The sequence below is a fragment of the Paenibacillus tyrphae genome (assembly GCF_000722545.1).
Classification (GTDB): domain Bacteria; phylum Bacillota; class Bacilli; order Paenibacillales; family NBRC-103111; genus Paenibacillus_G; species Paenibacillus_G tyrfis.
The window spans coordinates 52207-68093 of record NZ_JNVM01000012.1; the positions used below are offsets into that span (position 1 = coordinate 52207).

16 protein-coding genes are annotated in these 15887 nt (G+C 53.6%); 8 read left to right on the plus strand and 8 right to left on the minus strand.

The window, feature by feature from the left end; all coding sequences use genetic code 11:
• Positions 1 to 148: 148 nt before the first annotated feature.
• The 6 genes from ET33_RS15815 (at position 149) to ET33_RS15840 (ending at position 6859) form a co-directional block, all read left to right on the plus strand.
• Complete coding sequence (locus tag ET33_RS15815) at positions 149 to 1765, plus strand: transporter substrate-binding domain-containing protein (protein WP_036683344.1); 1617 nt, start codon at positions 149 to 151, stop codon at positions 1763 to 1765.
• Positions 1758 to 3116: a sigma-54-dependent transcriptional regulator gene (locus tag ET33_RS15820; protein ID WP_036683348.1), complete on the plus strand. Its 1359-nt coding sequence runs from the start codon at positions 1758 to 1760 to the stop codon at positions 3114 to 3116. Before ET33_RS15815 ends, ET33_RS15820 begins: the two co-directional genes overlap by 8 nt.
• 423 nt (positions 3117 to 3539) lie before the next feature.
• The gene (locus ET33_RS15825) at positions 3540 to 4352 is read left to right on the plus strand and encodes a transporter substrate-binding domain-containing protein (protein ID WP_036683353.1); all 813 of its coding nucleotides are present in this window, start codon (positions 3540 to 3542) and stop codon (positions 4350 to 4352) included.
• Positions 4353 to 4393: 41 nt separating this feature from the next.
• The gene (locus ET33_RS15830) at positions 4394 to 5071 is read left to right on the plus strand and encodes an amino acid ABC transporter permease (RefSeq protein WP_036683357.1); all 678 of its coding nucleotides are present in this window, start codon (positions 4394 to 4396) and stop codon (positions 5069 to 5071) included.
• On the plus strand, positions 5068 to 5838 hold the full coding sequence (locus ET33_RS15835) for an amino acid ABC transporter ATP-binding protein (RefSeq protein WP_036683361.1): 771 nt from the start codon (positions 5068 to 5070) through the stop codon (positions 5836 to 5838). Before ET33_RS15830 ends, ET33_RS15835 begins: the two co-directional genes overlap by 4 nt.
• Before the next feature lie 40 nt (positions 5839 to 5878).
• Positions 5879 to 6859 (plus strand): agmatinase family protein, encoded by a 981-nt coding sequence (locus tag ET33_RS15840; protein ID WP_051775367.1) that lies wholly within the window; start codon positions 5879 to 5881, stop codon positions 6857 to 6859.
• 46 nt (positions 6860 to 6905) lie between these two features.
• Here ET33_RS15840 and ET33_RS15845 read toward each other — a convergent pair whose 3' ends face one another.
• Together ET33_RS15845 and ET33_RS15850 are read right to left on the minus strand one after the other, a co-directional pair.
• Positions 6906 to 7649 (minus strand): J domain-containing protein, encoded by a 744-nt coding sequence (locus ET33_RS15845; RefSeq protein WP_051775368.1) that lies wholly within the window; start codon positions 7647 to 7649, stop codon positions 6906 to 6908.
• A 28-nt stretch (positions 7650 to 7677) separates the two neighbouring features.
• Positions 7678 to 8328: a helix-turn-helix transcriptional regulator gene (locus ET33_RS15850; protein WP_036683365.1), complete on the minus strand. Its 651-nt coding sequence runs from the start codon at positions 8326 to 8328 to the stop codon at positions 7678 to 7680.
• 272 nt (positions 8329 to 8600) lie between these two features.
• Here ET33_RS15850 and ET33_RS15855 point away from each other — a divergent pair, with 272 nt between their 5' ends.
• Complete coding sequence (locus ET33_RS15855) at positions 8601 to 9521, plus strand: sugar phosphate isomerase/epimerase family protein (protein WP_036683375.1); 921 nt, start codon at positions 8601 to 8603, stop codon at positions 9519 to 9521.
• An 84-nt stretch (positions 9522 to 9605) separates the two neighbouring features.
• On the plus strand, positions 9606 to 10292 hold the full coding sequence (locus tag ET33_RS15860; protein ID WP_036683378.1) for a class I SAM-dependent methyltransferase: 687 nt from the start codon (positions 9606 to 9608) through the stop codon (positions 10290 to 10292).
• 82 nt (positions 10293 to 10374) lie between these two features.
• On the opposite strand, the gene ET33_RS15865 is transcribed toward ET33_RS15860, so the two are convergent.
• The 6 genes from ET33_RS15865 to coxB all read right to left on the minus strand — a co-directional run bounded on the left by ET33_RS15865 (position 10375) and on the right by coxB (position 15695).
• Entirely contained in the window at positions 10375 to 10836 is a 462-nt protein-coding gene (locus ET33_RS15865) for a DUF420 domain-containing protein (RefSeq protein WP_036683382.1), read from the minus strand.
• Between the two features lie 45 nt (positions 10837 to 10881).
• Positions 10882 to 11751 carry a cytochrome c oxidase assembly protein gene (locus ET33_RS15870; protein ID WP_152570646.1) on the minus strand — a complete coding sequence of 290 codons (870 nt, stop codon included), beginning with the start codon at positions 11749 to 11751 and terminating at the stop codon, positions 10882 to 10884.
• A gap of 120 nt (positions 11752 to 11871) precedes the next feature.
• On the minus strand, positions 11872 to 12186 hold the full coding sequence (locus ET33_RS15875; RefSeq protein WP_036683386.1) for a cytochrome C oxidase subunit IV family protein: 315 nt from the start codon (positions 12184 to 12186) through the stop codon (positions 11872 to 11874).
• The gene (locus tag ET33_RS15880) at positions 12187 to 12810 is read right to left on the minus strand and encodes a cytochrome (ubi)quinol oxidase subunit III (protein WP_036683390.1); all 624 of its coding nucleotides are present in this window, start codon (positions 12808 to 12810) and stop codon (positions 12187 to 12189) included. It abuts the gene before it with no gap.
• Positions 12807 to 14618 (minus strand): cytochrome c oxidase subunit I, encoded by a 1812-nt coding sequence (ctaD, locus tag ET33_RS15885; protein ID WP_051775387.1) that lies wholly within the window; start codon positions 14616 to 14618, stop codon positions 12807 to 12809. The genes ET33_RS15880 and ctaD overlap by 4 nt, the downstream gene beginning before the upstream one ends.
• 69 nt (positions 14619 to 14687) lie before the next feature.
• Complete coding sequence (coxB, locus tag ET33_RS15890; RefSeq protein ID WP_036683397.1) at positions 14688 to 15695, minus strand: cytochrome c oxidase subunit II; 1008 nt, start codon at positions 15693 to 15695, stop codon at positions 14688 to 14690.
• Between the last annotated feature and the right edge of the window lie 192 nt (positions 15696 to 15887).

Genomic DNA, 15887 nt, shown 5'->3' on the forward strand with positions numbered 1-15887 from the left:
GTATGGAAAAACATAGCGCTTCCAAAAGTGGAATTATTAAAGATCCAGTGGACGAAATGAAGAAACTTGATCGATGAACCGCTTTTGGAGATATAATACTAGGTAAAAGTCCGGACTTTGCCCCCTCGGCAGAAAGGATCGAACATCTATGAAGCTTGCCAAACTTATCGCCTTTATTCCGATACTCTCCGTTCTGCTTCTATCCGTCATGCTCCCCGGGGCCGCCGCCGTCGATATCGTTCCTTCGGAGCCGCGCAAGGTGATGCGTGTCGCCGGAGACAACAATTTTCCGCCGTTCGAATTTGTCGCCAACGGCACGTTTCAGGGATTTAACGTGGATATGTTGAATGCGCTCTCGCTCGAAACCGGCATTTCGTTCGAATTTTATCCGATGCCCTGGAGCGAAGCGATCAAAGCGCTGGAAAGCGGCAAGGTGGATGCCGTCCAAGGGATGAAGTACAGCCAGGAGCGGGCCCAGAGCTACAGCTTTTCCGAGTCGTATTTTACAAGTTCGCAGGGCATCTTTGTACGGAAGGATTCGTATTCCGTCCATTCGCTGACCGACCTGCAGAACCGCAGAATCGCCGTGCAGGAAGGCGACATCAGCAGCGAAGCGATGCAGCGCATTCCGAACGCCACCGTGCTCGCGACGGAAAATCAGGAGGAAGCGATCCGGCTTCTGCTCGGCGGTCAAGTGGACGCTTTTATCGGCAACCAGATCACAGGCCAGTATGTGCTGCAAAAAAACCGCCAGCAGGACCAGGTGAAGCTGGTCGGCGATCCGATCGCCCCGACGGACTACGGCCTAGTTGTGCTCAAGAAGAACGAAGCGCTGCTCGGCGAAATCAATCACGGGCTGCGCGAGCTGAAATCGAACGGCACCTATGCCAAAATCGAACGAAAATGGTTCGGCGAATATATTTATCCGTCTGCTCCGCGGCTGAAGGAGCTGCTGTCCTACGTCGTGGCGGGGCTCGTCATTACGGCGGCCGTCCTGCTGCTGATTCTATGGTGGAACTTGACGCTCAAGCGGGAATTGAAAAAGCGGCTGGACGCCTACAAGAAGACGCTGGACGAGCTGGCCCGGCGGGACCGGCTGCAATCGCTCGGCCAATTGGTCGCGGGCATCGCCCATGAGATCCGCAATCCGATCACTTCGATTTTGTCGTATTCCCAGGCGCTGCCCTTCAAGTACGACAACAAGGAGTACCGCGAATTTTTCACAATGCATGTCACCGAGGAAGTGATGCGGCTGAACCGGATCGTGACGGAGCTGCTGGACTTCGCCCGCGAGAAGCCGCCCGAGAAAACGCTGTTCAAGCTGGAGGAGCCGGTGCGGGCCGTCGCTTTGTTTTTCCATAATCTCTTGGAGGAAAGACGCATTGTCGTGCAGCTCGATGTGCCGGATTCCGCGTACGTGTGGGCAGATGCCCAACAAATCAAGCAGGTGCTGATCAACCTGATCCGCAACGCCATCGACGCGATGCCGGGCGGCGGAACGCTCCGCATCGCCGCGCAGGAGCGGCAGCCGTTCGTCATTCTAGAGATCGAGGATACGGGGGAAGGGATCGATGCGGACGATTTGCCGAAAATTTTCGAACCGTTCTTCACCAAAAAAGCGGGCGGTGTCGGGCTCGGGCTGTCGATCTGCTATCAGCTGGTGCGGGATAACCGCGGGGAAATCGAAGTAACGAGCGAAAAAGGAGCCGGGACCCGAATCGTATTGAAACTACCGAGCCAATTGGAGGAAGAGGAGCATGCCTAAACCGAACCTGCTTATACTGGACGATGAAATTTCGATCTGCAAATCGCTTTCGTTTATTTTGGAAGACGATTACGAGGTTTATGCGTCCACCAACCCCGATGAGGCCATCGCCCTGTTCTCTCACGTCGCCTTCTCGATCGCCCTGCTCGACCTGCGGCTCGGGATGCGCGACGGCATCGACGTGCTGAAACAGATCCGCAGCGTCTCCCCCCGAACGGTCGTCATCATCATGACGGCGTACGGCAGCATCCCGTCGGCGGTGGAAGCGATGCGGCAAGGCGCGTTCTACTATGCTTCCAAGCCGATCGATATGCACGAATTGAAGGTGCTGCTGGAAAAGGCGATGGAGCAATTTCAACTGCAATCGCGGGTCGAATGGCTGAACGAAGAGATTCAAAAAGCATACGACGTGCACGGCTTGATCGGGCACAGCGTGCAGATGCAGAACGTCTTCTCGCTGATCGACAAGGTCAAGAACATCGATTCCAGCGTCCTGATCATGGGAGAAAGCGGTACGGGCAAAGAGCTGGTCGCACGCGCGATTCATTTTGCCGGCGACCGGCAGAAGCAGGTGTTCTCGACGATCAACTGCGCCGCCATCCCCGCCAATCTGATCGAGTCGGAGCTGTTCGGCTATGAAAAAGGAGCCTTTACCGGCGCCGTGGCCCGAAAAACGGGCATTTTCGAAACGGCCAACGGCGGCACGCTGTTTCTGGACGAGATCGGCGAGCTCGATATCGGGCTGCAGAGCAAGCTGCTCCGCGTGCTGCAGGAGAAAGCGATCATGCGAATCGGCGGGCAGAAGGAAATCGCGATCGACGTGCGGATTATTGCGGCCACAAACCGGGACTTGAAGAAGGAAATTCAGCAGGGCAAGTTCCGGGAGGACTTGTACTACCGGCTGAACGTCATTCCGATCCCGCTGCCGCCGCTGCGCGAACGGCAAGAAGATATCCCTTCGCTGATTCAGCACTTCATCAACAAAATCAACGAGCGCATGTCGAAGCAAATCAAAGACATCGAGCCGGACGCGCTTCAACTGCTGCTGGACTATCCGTTTCCCGGTAACGTGCGGGAGCTGCAGAACATCATCGAGCGTTCAATTGCGCTGGCGGACGGCGACCGGGTGACCGTTAGCGACCTGCCCGGAGACCTGCAAACGAAACCGGCGCAGCCCGCCGACAGCAAGCTTGTGCCCGTCTACGTCGGAGAAACGATGGAAGCGATCGAGCGCAAAGTGATTCTGTCTACGCTCCAAGCGATGGACGGCAATCGGCGTAAGACGGCAGAGACGCTCGGCATCGGAGAGCGCACGCTGCGCGACAAGCTGGCCCGTTACCGGGCTGAATAAGGACCGGGCGGCAAAAACCGCCCGGCAGATTTCGCCGCCCCGGCAATTTCCGCCGCTTTTTTGAGCCTCTACACCACTCTTTTCTCCCTTATCCGCCTGCCTTTCCACCCTACTTCACCGGTTTTCTCGCCTGCCTACCACCTTTCCACCCTACTTCACCGGTTTTCACCCGCCCATCGCCTTTCCCATCCATTACACCGGTTTTCGCCTCTCTACCACCCTCCCAACTTTGCCGATTTTCGCCTGTCCGCCGCCTTTCCGCCCTGCTCCGCGGCTTTTCCGTTCCATGCCTTCCCATCCGCTCTTGCCCTTCCCCAATCCAAGCCCAGCCCCCTACCGTTCGCTCTGCCGAAAACCTATTGGCACGATATTTGCTTATAGGAAAAGCGTAACGATAAACCTACATGCAGGGGGAATTATACAATGATGTTCAAACCAAAAAAGCAGGCTCTTCTGGCAGTATTCTGTATGTTGACGCTCATAGTCTCCGCATGTGGCAGCAAGCCCGACGCTTCGGCGGGACAACAAGCTCCGGCGGCTGCGAGCAGCAACGAAATCTTATCTAAAATCGCCAAAACGAAAACGCTTACGGTCGGAACGGACGCCACTTTCAAGCCGTTCGAGTACAAATCCGGCGATCAATTCGAAGGCTTCGACATCGACTTGATCCGTGCGGTGGCTAAAGAGCTAGGAGCCGACAAAGTCAAATTCGTGGATACCGAATTCAAAGGGCTCATTCCGGGGCTGCAGGCGAAGAAGTTCGATCTTATCGTCTCGGCGATGTATATTACCGACGAGCGCAAGAAGACGATCGACTTCTCCGATTCGTATTTTCCGGGCGGTCTTTCGATCATGGTGAAGAAAGACAACGACACGATAAAAGGCTTCGACGATCTGGCCGGAAAAAAAGCGGCGGTGCAAATCGGCACGAAATCGGTCAAATTCGTGGAAGAAAGCCACAAGAACATCGGGCTGGTCCAAGTGGAGAAAAACACGGAGATGTTCCTGGAGCTGGAGACCGGCAAGGTTGATGCCGTTATCACCGGATTCCCGGCGGCCAAAGCTTACGCCAAAGAAAAAGGCACGGTCAAAGTATTGCCCCAAACGCTCACCGAAGAGTACTACGGCTATGGCGTCCGCAAGGATAACCCGGAGTTCGTAAAGGCTGTCAACGATGCGGTCAAGAAGGTCAAAGACAGCGGCAAATACAACGAAATTGTTAAAAAATGGTTTTAATAACCAAACAGGCAGCTTAGCTCGCGATTAGGAGGGAAACTATGCAGCATTTTGACTTCAGCGTCCTTGGCGAGTGGCAGAATATCCGGCTGCTGCTGCAGTCGTTATGGTATACGGTCATTTACACGCTGGGCGGGTTTGTGCTCAGCCTGATCATCGGGACATTCATTTCGTTCGGACAAATGTCCAAGTTCAAGCCATGGAAATATGTATCGATCGCATATCTGTCCTGGTTCCGGGGGACTCCGCTGCTCGTGCAGCTGTTCCTGCTCTATTACGGACTGCCGATCGTATTCGGCATCGATACGGTCCCGTGGGTGTCCGGCGTCGTCGCTTTGGGCATGTACAGCGGCGCGTATGCTTCTCAGGTCATCCGCGGAGCCGTTCAATCGATCGACAAAGGGCAGATGGAGGCCGGACGCTCCCTCGGCTTCTCCTATGCGCAGACGATGCGCAAGATCGTGATCCCGCAGGCGGTGACCCGCATGCTGGCGCCAATGACCAACGAGTTCATCTCGCTCACGAAAAACTCCTCCCTGCTGTCGACGATTACGGTCGTCGAGCTGTTCCGGCAGGCGAACCTGCTGATTGCCGACACGTACAAAACGATCGAGTTTTTGCTGGCTATCGCGATTCTGTACTATTTGGTCAACAACCTGATCGGGTTTATCGGCCTGCTGCTGGAAAGACGTCTCGGGACGGGGGATGATATGCGATGATACGAATAAACGGGATTCACAAATCGTTCGGAAGCAACCACGTGCTGCGTGGTGTCGATCTTCAGGTGCAGCAAGGAGAGGTCGTCGTCGTTCTTGGGCCGTCAGGCTCTGGCAAAAGCACGCTGCTGCGCTGCATCAACTATTTGGAGACGTACGACAAAGGCAACGTGGTCATCGAAGGCAAGCCGATCGGGCGCATTCCCATGCAAGGACAGGCCGTCCAGTCCGTGGAAATGCCGCAGAAGGACCTGAATGCCGTCCGTCAAGATGTCGGCATGGTGTTTCAATCGTTCAACTTGTTCCCGCACAAGTCGGTGCTGCACAACATTACGATGGCTCCGACCTCGCTGCGGGGGATGAACAAGGAAGACGCTGAGCAATTGGCGCGCGAGCTGCTGCGCAAGGTCGGCCTGCAGGACAAGGCGGAGGCCCGTCCGTCCAGCCTGTCCGGCGGACAAAAGCAGCGGGTCGCCATTGCCCGCGCGCTCGCCATGAAGCCGAAGGTGATGCTGTTCGACGAACCGACCTCCGCATTGGACCCGGAGACGGTCGGCGAGGTGCTGCAGGTTATGCGCACCTTGGCGAAGGAAGGCATGACCATGGTCATCGTCACGCACGAGATGGGCTTCGCCCGGGACGTCGCGGACCGCGTCGTTGTGATGGACGGCGGCGTCATTATCGAGGAAGGCAAGCCGTCCGAAATTTTCACGAAGCCGACGCACCCGCGCACCCAAATGTTCCTGAGCCAAGTGCTCGAAAACAAGTAAGGAAGCGCGTAAAATCATACAAAGGAGAAGAAAAAGCGTCATGCACAAATTCACTCATTTGCAGCGTCCCGGCGTTATGTTTACTCCGGGCGCAGGGGACCCGTATGTGACCCGGCTCTGCGACTGGATTACGGAATGGGACGGGCAGCGGCCGCTCGACGCCGCAATAGTCGGGGCTCCGCTGTCGAAAAGCTCGATCAGCTTCTCCGGCGCCCACCTTCATCCTGCTACGCTAAGACAACTGTTCAGTGCCTTTACGACGTACAACTTCGAAGCGGATTTGGACCTAAGCAGCCTGCGCGTCAACGACCTCGGAGATGTCGGCATGCACGTCACCGACATCCCGCAGTGCCACCGCAATATCGAACAGGCGTTTCAAGAAATTTCGCAGCAGCTCCCCTCCACGATTCCGTGTCTGGTGGGAGGCGATCACTCGATTACATTCCCGGCGCTGACGGGCATTCAGAGCGTGCGCCAAGAGCGCATTGGGCTGATCCAATTCGATGCGCACCTCGATGTCCGGGATACGGCCTACGGCGGCAGATCAAACGGAACGCCCATCCGCAGTCTGGTGGAAAACAGCGTTATCCGGGGCGAAGATATCGTGAATATCGGCCTGCGCAGCTTCGCCAATTCCAAAGCGTACCGCGACTTCGCCGAGCAGCAGGGCATTACGCTTTATACGGCAAGACAAGTCCGGGAGGAAGGCATCAAGCCGATTCTGGAGCGGACGATCCGCGAGCTTGCCGCCAAGACGGATTCTGTCTACGTCACATTCGATGTCGACGTGCTGGACCAAGCCGATGTACCCGGCGTGCCGGCGATCGGGCCCGGCGGTCTCTCGCCGGTCGACCTGTTCACCTGCGCCGAGCTGCTCGGGGAGTGGAACCGCGTCATCGGCATGGACATGGTCTGTGTGGACCCGAGCCGGGATACGCGCGACAGGACGTCGCGCATAAGCCTGCACGTCCTGCTGTACTTCTTGACCGGACTCGCCAGACGACGGCACGCGCTCGCTTAATGCAGCTTTACGATGGGACCTGCTGCCGTGACAGCAGGTCTTTTTGTCACAAGCTTGATTTGCCCTGCATATAGTTGTCGTACGCCTGCTTGACCCAATCGAACAAAAAGGCGCTGCCGCCGTGATCGGGGTGAAGCTTTTTCATTAATGTCCGATAACGCTGCTTCAGCTCCTTGGGCGAGGCGTCGTCCGTAGCTCCGATCAGCGCCGGAAAGGACACCGGTCCCCTGCTTGGCCCCGCCGTTCTCGCAGAGTCCGACGAGCTGTCCCCGTAATGCCGGTTATACGACTTTTTCTCGTCCGATGCTTGCCGGTGCAGCTCCTGAAAATCGGCTTCCAGCCTGTCGAGATACGGCGCCAGCTCTTCCTCCGCCCCAGGCCATTCCCCTTCCCAAAATTCGTGTTCGAACTGTTCGTAGAGCGCGTCGAACCGGTCCATCAAATCGTTCAGCATGATCATCGAAGCCCGGATCTTCTCCGTGAGACGGAAAATACGGATGACCTGATGCACCGCCCACTCCGGCATGTTCAGCGCAAAGGCATGAAGCGCCCTGTTCATATATTTGTCGGGCAAGCGAGTATCCTCCCAGAACTCCAGCAAGGCCTGTTGCTGCTCATGGCTGAGCTTCTTTCCGATCTGTACGGCTACCGGCAGGCTGACGGCGCCTTTGCTTAGCTGGGCCTTCCAGCTCTCCGTCAAATTCGTTAGCGCAACCACAACCGGAATCAGCCGATCGTCCGTCACCGTAATGATCTCCGGATCGGGACGGTTCTTCATCGTATCGTCCATTCGCTGTACTCCTCTTCCGCTTCCAAGTCTAGGCCTGACCCGAATTGATCGTATATTGGCACTTCCGCCCGCCTTCCGCCATACATTCCTTACGCGCAACGGGCACGGCAAGCAGGGCTTGAAACAGCGACAGCTCGCACTGGCAGGCCTGCCGGTGGCGGACGGCCACTTGATAGATCGGACAATTCGCTTCCTCGAAGACGAACGTTCCGTCTCCTCTTTTTTCGACTTTAACCATATACCCTTCCTGCTCTTGCAGCCGGGCCAGCCTCTCCACACGTTTCTCCAAATCCAAGCCTCGAAACGTATCCTCATGTCTCTGCAGCCATCTTTCTTTCCGCCGCTGAAACAAGCGGCTGACTTGACCGTCGCCGAAATTATCCTTCACTTCGTCGAGCAAATCGTTGACGATCGCGTCGTAGCCGTTCGCAAACAAAGCCCCGGCCTTTTCCGTCAAGCTGTATAAATAAGTCGGTCTCCCCGCGCTTTGACGTAGGATGTTCGTCTGCACATATTGATCCTTTTGCAGTTCGTGAATATGACGCCGAACAGCCACCCCCGATATGCCCAACTTCTCGGCCGCTTCCTGAATGCTGATTTTGCCCCGCTTTTTTAGCAAAATCAGCAGCGCTCTCCGTGTCGAGCGGTCCTCTTGATACGAGCTTCGAATATTTATCATGCGTTTTCACCTGCCTGATTTTAATCAGTTAATTCGATCTCCGGACGATTCCATTATTCCCCATTATATACCTAACGGATTAGTTTTGTACATGGTAAACTTTTTTGCCCAAAGGAAAATATCACAAATCCATTGTTCATCCCAAAATCTACGTCATTATATTAAAGAAAACTCTCGACGGTGAAGACCATCTTGTGCGAATGGGAAACAACAGGGGGAAATGGTAAAATATGCAGTACCTATCATTTTATCTATTAAAAGGGGATCGGGGCATGAGCCGAAGAAGATTGCAGATTGGCATGTGGATAGCATTCAGCGAAGAGGGTATGGAACGTTTCGGTTCCGATGCGATTAGCGGAATTGAAATTTGCCAGTATCGCGATAACGAAAGCTTATTGTATACAACGAAAGTCTGTAAAGAGAAGGGGCTTTCCTTTGGCATTCATACGCCGGTTTTCGGCGGACAGGCGTACAGGCTCCCGCGAATCACTTCCATAGACCGCGAGGAGCGGGAAGAAGCCTTGCACCGCGTAGAACGCGAAGTCCGTATAGCAGCGGAATATGGCGCCGATTATATTTTGTTTCATTATCCTTTTGTGCCGATATTCCCATTGGAAACGAAACAGGTTTACGCCAACATGCCGAAGCCGGGCGAACGCTATGAAGCCGATCAGATCGATACAGCTCAGTTGCGGGACATTTCCCTTCGATTGTTTGATGCGCTTTGCGAGCTTCAACACCGCTATGGGCAGCGTATCGTATTAGAGCATGATTTTTGGGGAGAGCATGAGGAGCTGCTTACGATGATGTTCCGGGAGCATCCGGAAATCGGGCTGGTTGTGGATACGTCGCGGCTGGATATTTCCGCCAAAGCGTTTCACAATGTCGAACCGATGCGCTGGCTCGAAGCCGTAGCGCCATATGTTTATTTGGTCCATTACAGCAACGTCCGGTACGAAGAGGACCGGTTCATTCATCATCTTCCCGTTCTGCCGGAGCATGATGATGACGACCGCTGTGGGGATGCCTACGCCTATCTCGCCTATTTAGCACAGCGGAACGAACGGTTTCACGTGACCTTCGAGCACAAAGCCAACCTGATCAACCGCAATCAGCTGCTTGAGCTTTATGCCCGAACGGAACGGCTGCTACAAACCTCGCTGAAGAAATCTGACCCGGTTCTAAGTGAATGAATGCAGCCCCCTTGACCTTCACGTAACGGAAAGGTGTACGCTATCGGTGCAACGACATCCGATGAAGGAGAGGTACTTATACTTATGCCGAATCATGATCAAATTTATGCCGAGCAAGCAGGGTGTTACCACCGCTTAATCAGCAAACAACCCGAACTGGCGCATATCGTGCAATCCATCAAGCCGTTCGCAGGACTCGACATCGTCGATCTGGGCGCCGGAAGCGGCAGGTTATCGTCCGTCTTGATCGGACAAGCACGGTCGCTGACGGCAACCGATGCATCCGCCGCGATGCTGGACGTCTTGAAGGAGCGCATCGCCGAAACGGACCGTCCCCGCCTGTGCACAGTCGTCGCGGATCATCGCGAGCTGCCTTTGCCGGACGCGAGCGCGGACTTGATCGTTTCCGGTTGGAGCCTGGGCTACTTGGCGAACAGCAACGATCCGATGTGGTCGTCCAATCTGGAGCGCATCCTGCAGGAAATAAACCGGGTGCTTCGTCCCGGTGGAACCGTCATCATCTTCGAAACGATGGGCACAGGCTTCGAAACGCCGAATCCGCCGGATTTTCTCTTGAACTATTATGCGGCTTTGGAGCGGCAGTATGGCTTTACCCACCAATGGATTCGCTCGGATTATACATTCGAGAGTCTGAGTGAAGCGGAAGAACTAACCCGCTTTTTCTTCGGCGAAGAAGTGGCCTCCCAAGTCGCCGCAAAAGGCTGGACGACCGTTCCCGAATGCGCCGGCATCTGGTTCAAACATTATTAAGCGCTCCCGGCAAGGCAAAGAGGCTGTTCTGTCCGAGAAGTATTCTTCTCGGACAGACAGCCTCCCTTTAGTGTAGAACGTCCTACAACCCTAAAATCGCATCAATCATCGGCTTCGTATCCCCGCCCGGGTACAACAGATAGAGCAGAATGTACACGGCCACACCGGTTGGCGCCGTCAGCAGCCACATGACCGCCGTCCAGCGGCCGATTTTGCGGTGCTTGGCAAACTTCTTATTGAACGCGTGCAGCAGCGTTACAATGCCGAAAACACCTGCGAGCGTTGCGAGCGTAATATGGAAAAACAAAAACAAGTGATAGGCCAGCTTCAAATTCTCCGGTCCGCCGAAAGACGTGTTGCCGATAAAGATCGTCCGGCTGGCATAAATCAGAAAGAATGCCAGCGCAAATCCCGAGCCCCAGAGCATCAGCTTTTGGTGCGTTTCCCGGTTCCCCTTCACAATGTGGTACCAGCCAAACGCGACAAAGACGGCGCTTATCACAATAAAAGACGTACTAATCGTTGGCAAAATCGCTATTTTCACGTGTACCCCACCCGTTCACTTTGCAATAAACATTCCACCTTGCAATTAGGCCCGATTGGCGCTCCCTGCCGGAAAATAAGGCTCATCGGGCAGCTCGTCTTCCTGCTTGCGCTCCCGCCGATACCAACGGAAAAAGGTATAGCCCAAAGCCATGCCGTACACAATCTCCTGCACGATCTTCATGATGACGCCGCCAAGCTGCTGATCGTCGAGCATCGGCAGCAGCAACAGCTGCTCCGGAACGGCTGAGTACATCGCATACATTGGATCATTGGCGAAAATAATCAAAGCACAGGCCGGCGTCAGCAAAATCCCGTTCACGAAAATGTATGCCATCCGCTTCAACTCGGACAACGTGTTGTACTCCGGCAGCGGGCAAAATACCGGGAACCACATTTGGAACGCGGCCAGCAGGAAAAAGATTTTATAGATGAACAACGCTGCGGCGTTGGCCATCAAGGCATCCATGATCATCGGAATATGATACATGGAGAAGATGAAGTTAAAAACGAACAGCGATAGCAGCGGATTCGTCAGGAAACGCACGATCCGTTTGGTCATCTGACCTTTCAACGCGGGACGCAGCAGCCACCCTGGCAGTCCGAGCAGCAAACACGGCGGCATGACCAAGTACAAAATGGACTGCTGGAACATATGAACGCTGAAATAGTAGTGATGGCCGTAATAGGAAAGCGGACTGCCTTCCGCCGCGTACCATAAAGCCAGTCCGGACCAGAACCACATCTTTTGCTTCAATTCGACGGGCTCGCTATCCGCAAAGTCTTTACGCCAGCGGCCTACCGCGAGCGTGTATAATACACCGACAACAATCAACAGCAGCAAAAAACCGGGGCTCCATAATGCAGCGAACGTAGGGCCGGTTTCATGCCCTCCATGGGACATCGTAGGGTCCAAGACGATTATACTCCTTTCCCAACCCGGTTTTTGCGCCGGGAATTGTGTCGAAACGGTGAAAATGTTTGTCGTTACGCAAAAGAGAGGGGCTTACGTACGCAGCCTCCTCTCTCCTCTATCCTACCACCAAACCCAATATACGGCCATGATGACCGCGGTTAATGCGATAAACGCGCCGAATGCCAATCCCATAATCGGGAATAAGTGCCCCCGATCTTTCATGTGCATCCAGTAAGCCAATTGAAATATAATCTGAACAATCGCCAAGCCGACGATAAAGAACAAGATAAACGAACGGTCCAACCCGCCGTACAGCACGACGGCAAATGCCAGCATCGTGAGTACGATGGAGATAATGTACGATAAGTAGTGATTCTTCGGACCTTCCAAACGATGACGATCACCGGCAGACGACGAATGGTGTTGGTTGCTCATTTATGGACCCACCTTCCCCATCAGGTATACGACCGTGAAGATGAATACCCAAATGACGTCGATAAAGTGCCAGTATAAGCCGGCAACGTAATATTTGGGCGCCGTAACTACAGTCAAGCCTTTTTTGAAGCCGCTGATGATCAAAAGCGAAATCCACAGAACACCGAAAGCAACGTGAGCGCCGTGAAAGCCTACCAACGTATAGAAGGAAGTAGCGAACGCGCTTTTCGAGAATGTATGACCTTCATTGACGTAGTGTACGAACTCGTAAATTTCAAGGCCCAAGAAGGCGAGGCCGAGCAAGACGGTAACGGCCATCCAAGCTTGAAGCTTTTGGAACTGGTTGCGATGCAGTGCCATCGTGGCGAACACGCTGGTCAACGAACTGGTAAGCAGGATGAACGTCGATATACCGACCAAGTCGAGCGAGAACAAATGCTGAGCTGTCGGGCCGTCCGGCACTTGGTTGCGAAGCGCGATGTAGGAGGCGAAGAGCGAACCGAACAGTACGCACTCGCCGCCAAGGAACAGCCAGAAGCCCATAACTTTATTTTTGCCTTCTAATGTTGCCGTTTCGGCGTGAGGTGGCAAAGCGCCGCCCGCTTCATGATGTGCTGCACTCATGCCTTCGCCCCCTTATCGTTTAACTCCTCCGGCTCGATATGGAAACCGTGATCATCATACACCGAACGGAAGAACATGCAAATTAACGTCATGCCGATACCGAGGATGCTGACAATATATGTGTGATACATAAATCCGTACCCTGCGATGAACAAGCCGACGGACATCAGGAACGGCAGAATCGAAGGCGACGGCATGTGAATCGAACCGATAGGTTCGGCCGGCGTCATTTCTTTGTTGCCTGCCATTTTTTCTTTCCAGAATGCATCATATCCGCGAACAAGCGGAGTTTGCTTGAAGTTGTACTCCGGCGGCGGCGAAGGAATCGTCCATTCCAGCGTACGAGCATCCCACGGATCTGCCGGGGCCGATATCGGTTTTCTCAACGAAGAGAAACAGTTGATCAGGAAGACGATCGTACCGATCCCCATCAGGAACGCGCCGATGGTACTGATAAAGTTCCCTTGTTCAAGCCCGACGCCCGGCTGATACGTAAACACGCGGCGCGGCATCCCCATCAAGCCCAAGAAGTGCTGCGGGAAGAACGTCATATGGAACCCGATAAAGAAAGTCCAGAAATGAATTTTACCAAGCGTCTCGTTCAGCATGCGGCCGAACATTTTCGGCCACCAGTAGTACGAAGCTGCGAACAACGCGAGGACAAGACCGCCGACGATAACGTAGTGGAAGTGAGCTACGACGAAGTACGTATCGTGATATTGGAAGTCAGCTGCCGGTACGGCAAGCATAACCCCGGTGACACCACCCATAACGAACGTCGGAATAAATGCCGTTGCAAAAATGTTAGCCGTCGTAAAGCGGATTTGACCGCCCCACAGCGTAAACAGCCAGTTGAAGATTTTAACCCCGGTCGGTATCGCAATCGCCATCGTAGCGACCCCGAAGATCGCATCCCCGACAGGACCGATCCCTGTCGTAAACATATGGTGAGCCCATACCATGAAGCCTAAAAATCCGATAAGAGCCGTTGCGAATACCATGGAGCTATATCCGAACAAACGCTTTTTCGAGAACGTCGACACGATATCCGAAATGATACCGAACGCCGGCAAAATCAAGATGTAAACTTCGGGGTGCCCGAAAATCCAGAAAAGGTGTTCCCAAAGTACCGGGTTACCGCCCTTCGCCACATCGAAGAAAGCGCCGCTAAAAATCCGGTCGAACATCAATTCGACAAGCCCTACCGTAATGGCCGGGAAAGCGAAAAGAATGAGCAAAGAAGTAATGAACGCGGCCCAAGTAAACATTGGCATTCTCATGTAAGTCATGCCAGGTGCACGCATGTTGATGATCGTGACGAGGAAGTTAATCCCCCCGATCAGCGTACCGAGACCTGCAATCTGCAAGCCGAGAACGTAGAAGTCTACGCCCTTGAATACGCCGGATGGGTCAATGATGCCTGCAAGCGGCGGGTAAGCCGTCCAGCCCGCTGCCGGCGCGCCGCCGAGAAACCACGAGGTGTTCAACAGCAAGCCGCCGAAGAAGAACAACCAGAAGCCCAGTGCGTTCACGAACGGGAACGCTACGTCGCGGGCTCCGATCTGAAGCGGTACGATCGCATTCATAAAACAGAAGATGACCGGCATCGCCGCAAGGAAGATCATCGTCGTACCGTGCATGGTTGTCAATTGGTTAAACGTATCTCCGATGAAGATTTTCTGATCGGGATAAAGCAGCTGAATCCGGATCAAGATGGCCTCAATGCCGCCCATCAGAAAGAAGATCCCGCCCGCGATCAAATATAAAATTCCGATCTTTTTATGGTCCACCGTGGTAAGCCAATCCATCAGCCCAGTGTACCGTTTTGCCGTGTGTCCGTGAGCCACCGTATAAACCTCCTTTTTCCGCGATGCTCGTTACTTTAACTTCAACGAATTCAAGTATTTGATTACATCATTGATTTGGTCGTCCTTCAATCCAACTTTAGGCATTTTGTTGCCTGGTTTCACCGATTGAGGATCGGAAATCCACTGCTTCAAACTTTCATCGTTGTGCGGCAAAATGCCAGCAACGAGCTCACGGGAAGCAAAGCCGTTCAAGTTCGGACCCGCGCCGAGTCCCTGTGCGTTAACCGCGTGACAGGACAAACAGTTGTCTTTGAAGATCTGTTCACCTTTTTGCGCGTCGGCCGGAACGGAAGCAGGCGTTTTCATTTTGGTGACCCATTGATCGAAATCGGCTTGATCCATCGATTTCACTTTAAAGTCCATCAGGGAGTGAGAGGCGCCGCAAAGCTCCGCGCACTTTCCTTTGAAGACGTCCACTTCGTCTGCTTGCAAGTAATACACGTTGGTGTTTCCGGGGTTCGTGTCCATTTTACCGCCGAGCGACGGAACCCAGAAGGAGTGCTTCACATCGGAAGCGGTTAATTCGAAGGCGATCTTTTTGTTTGTCGGAATGACTAAGTCTTGAGCTGTTGCGATCCCCAATTCCGGATATTCGAATTGCCACCAGAAGGCGTGAGCCGTCACTTTAACGTGCACCGCATCTTTGTTGTCTCTGTGGTCTTCCAAAAGCTTAAAGGTGTACTGTACGGTAGGAACGGCCAAAATGAGGAGCAATACGATCGGAATAACCGTCCAAATAATCTCCAGTGTGTGGCTGCCTTCCACCTGCTTCGGGATGATGTCTTTGTCGCCTTTTTTCTTTCTGAAGCGGACCAAGACATACAAATAAATTACAAAAACGACCACGACAACCAGAAGCATGATCCCGAAGCTGAGCTTCATCAGGAATAGCTGATCTCTGGCGACCGGTCCCCTTGGCTTTAAGGCGGAAATCGTCTGGTCTCCACACCCCGTTAACAGCAACATCATCAACCCAAAAAGAGGGATGAATCGCCACAGATTTTGCCATCGAATCATCTTAATCAATCCCACCTTATAAAGCAAATATTTTTCGATCAAAATAGGTCATAACTTGTCAATGAACCTAATCACCATATTAACTATAAATTCGGACCCGTTTTTTGTCAATGAATCTGAAGAAGTTCACAAATTGTTCGGAACTCTTTATTGGCTAGGGTTTAAGCGTTTTCGCCTCTACTTGGTTATTTC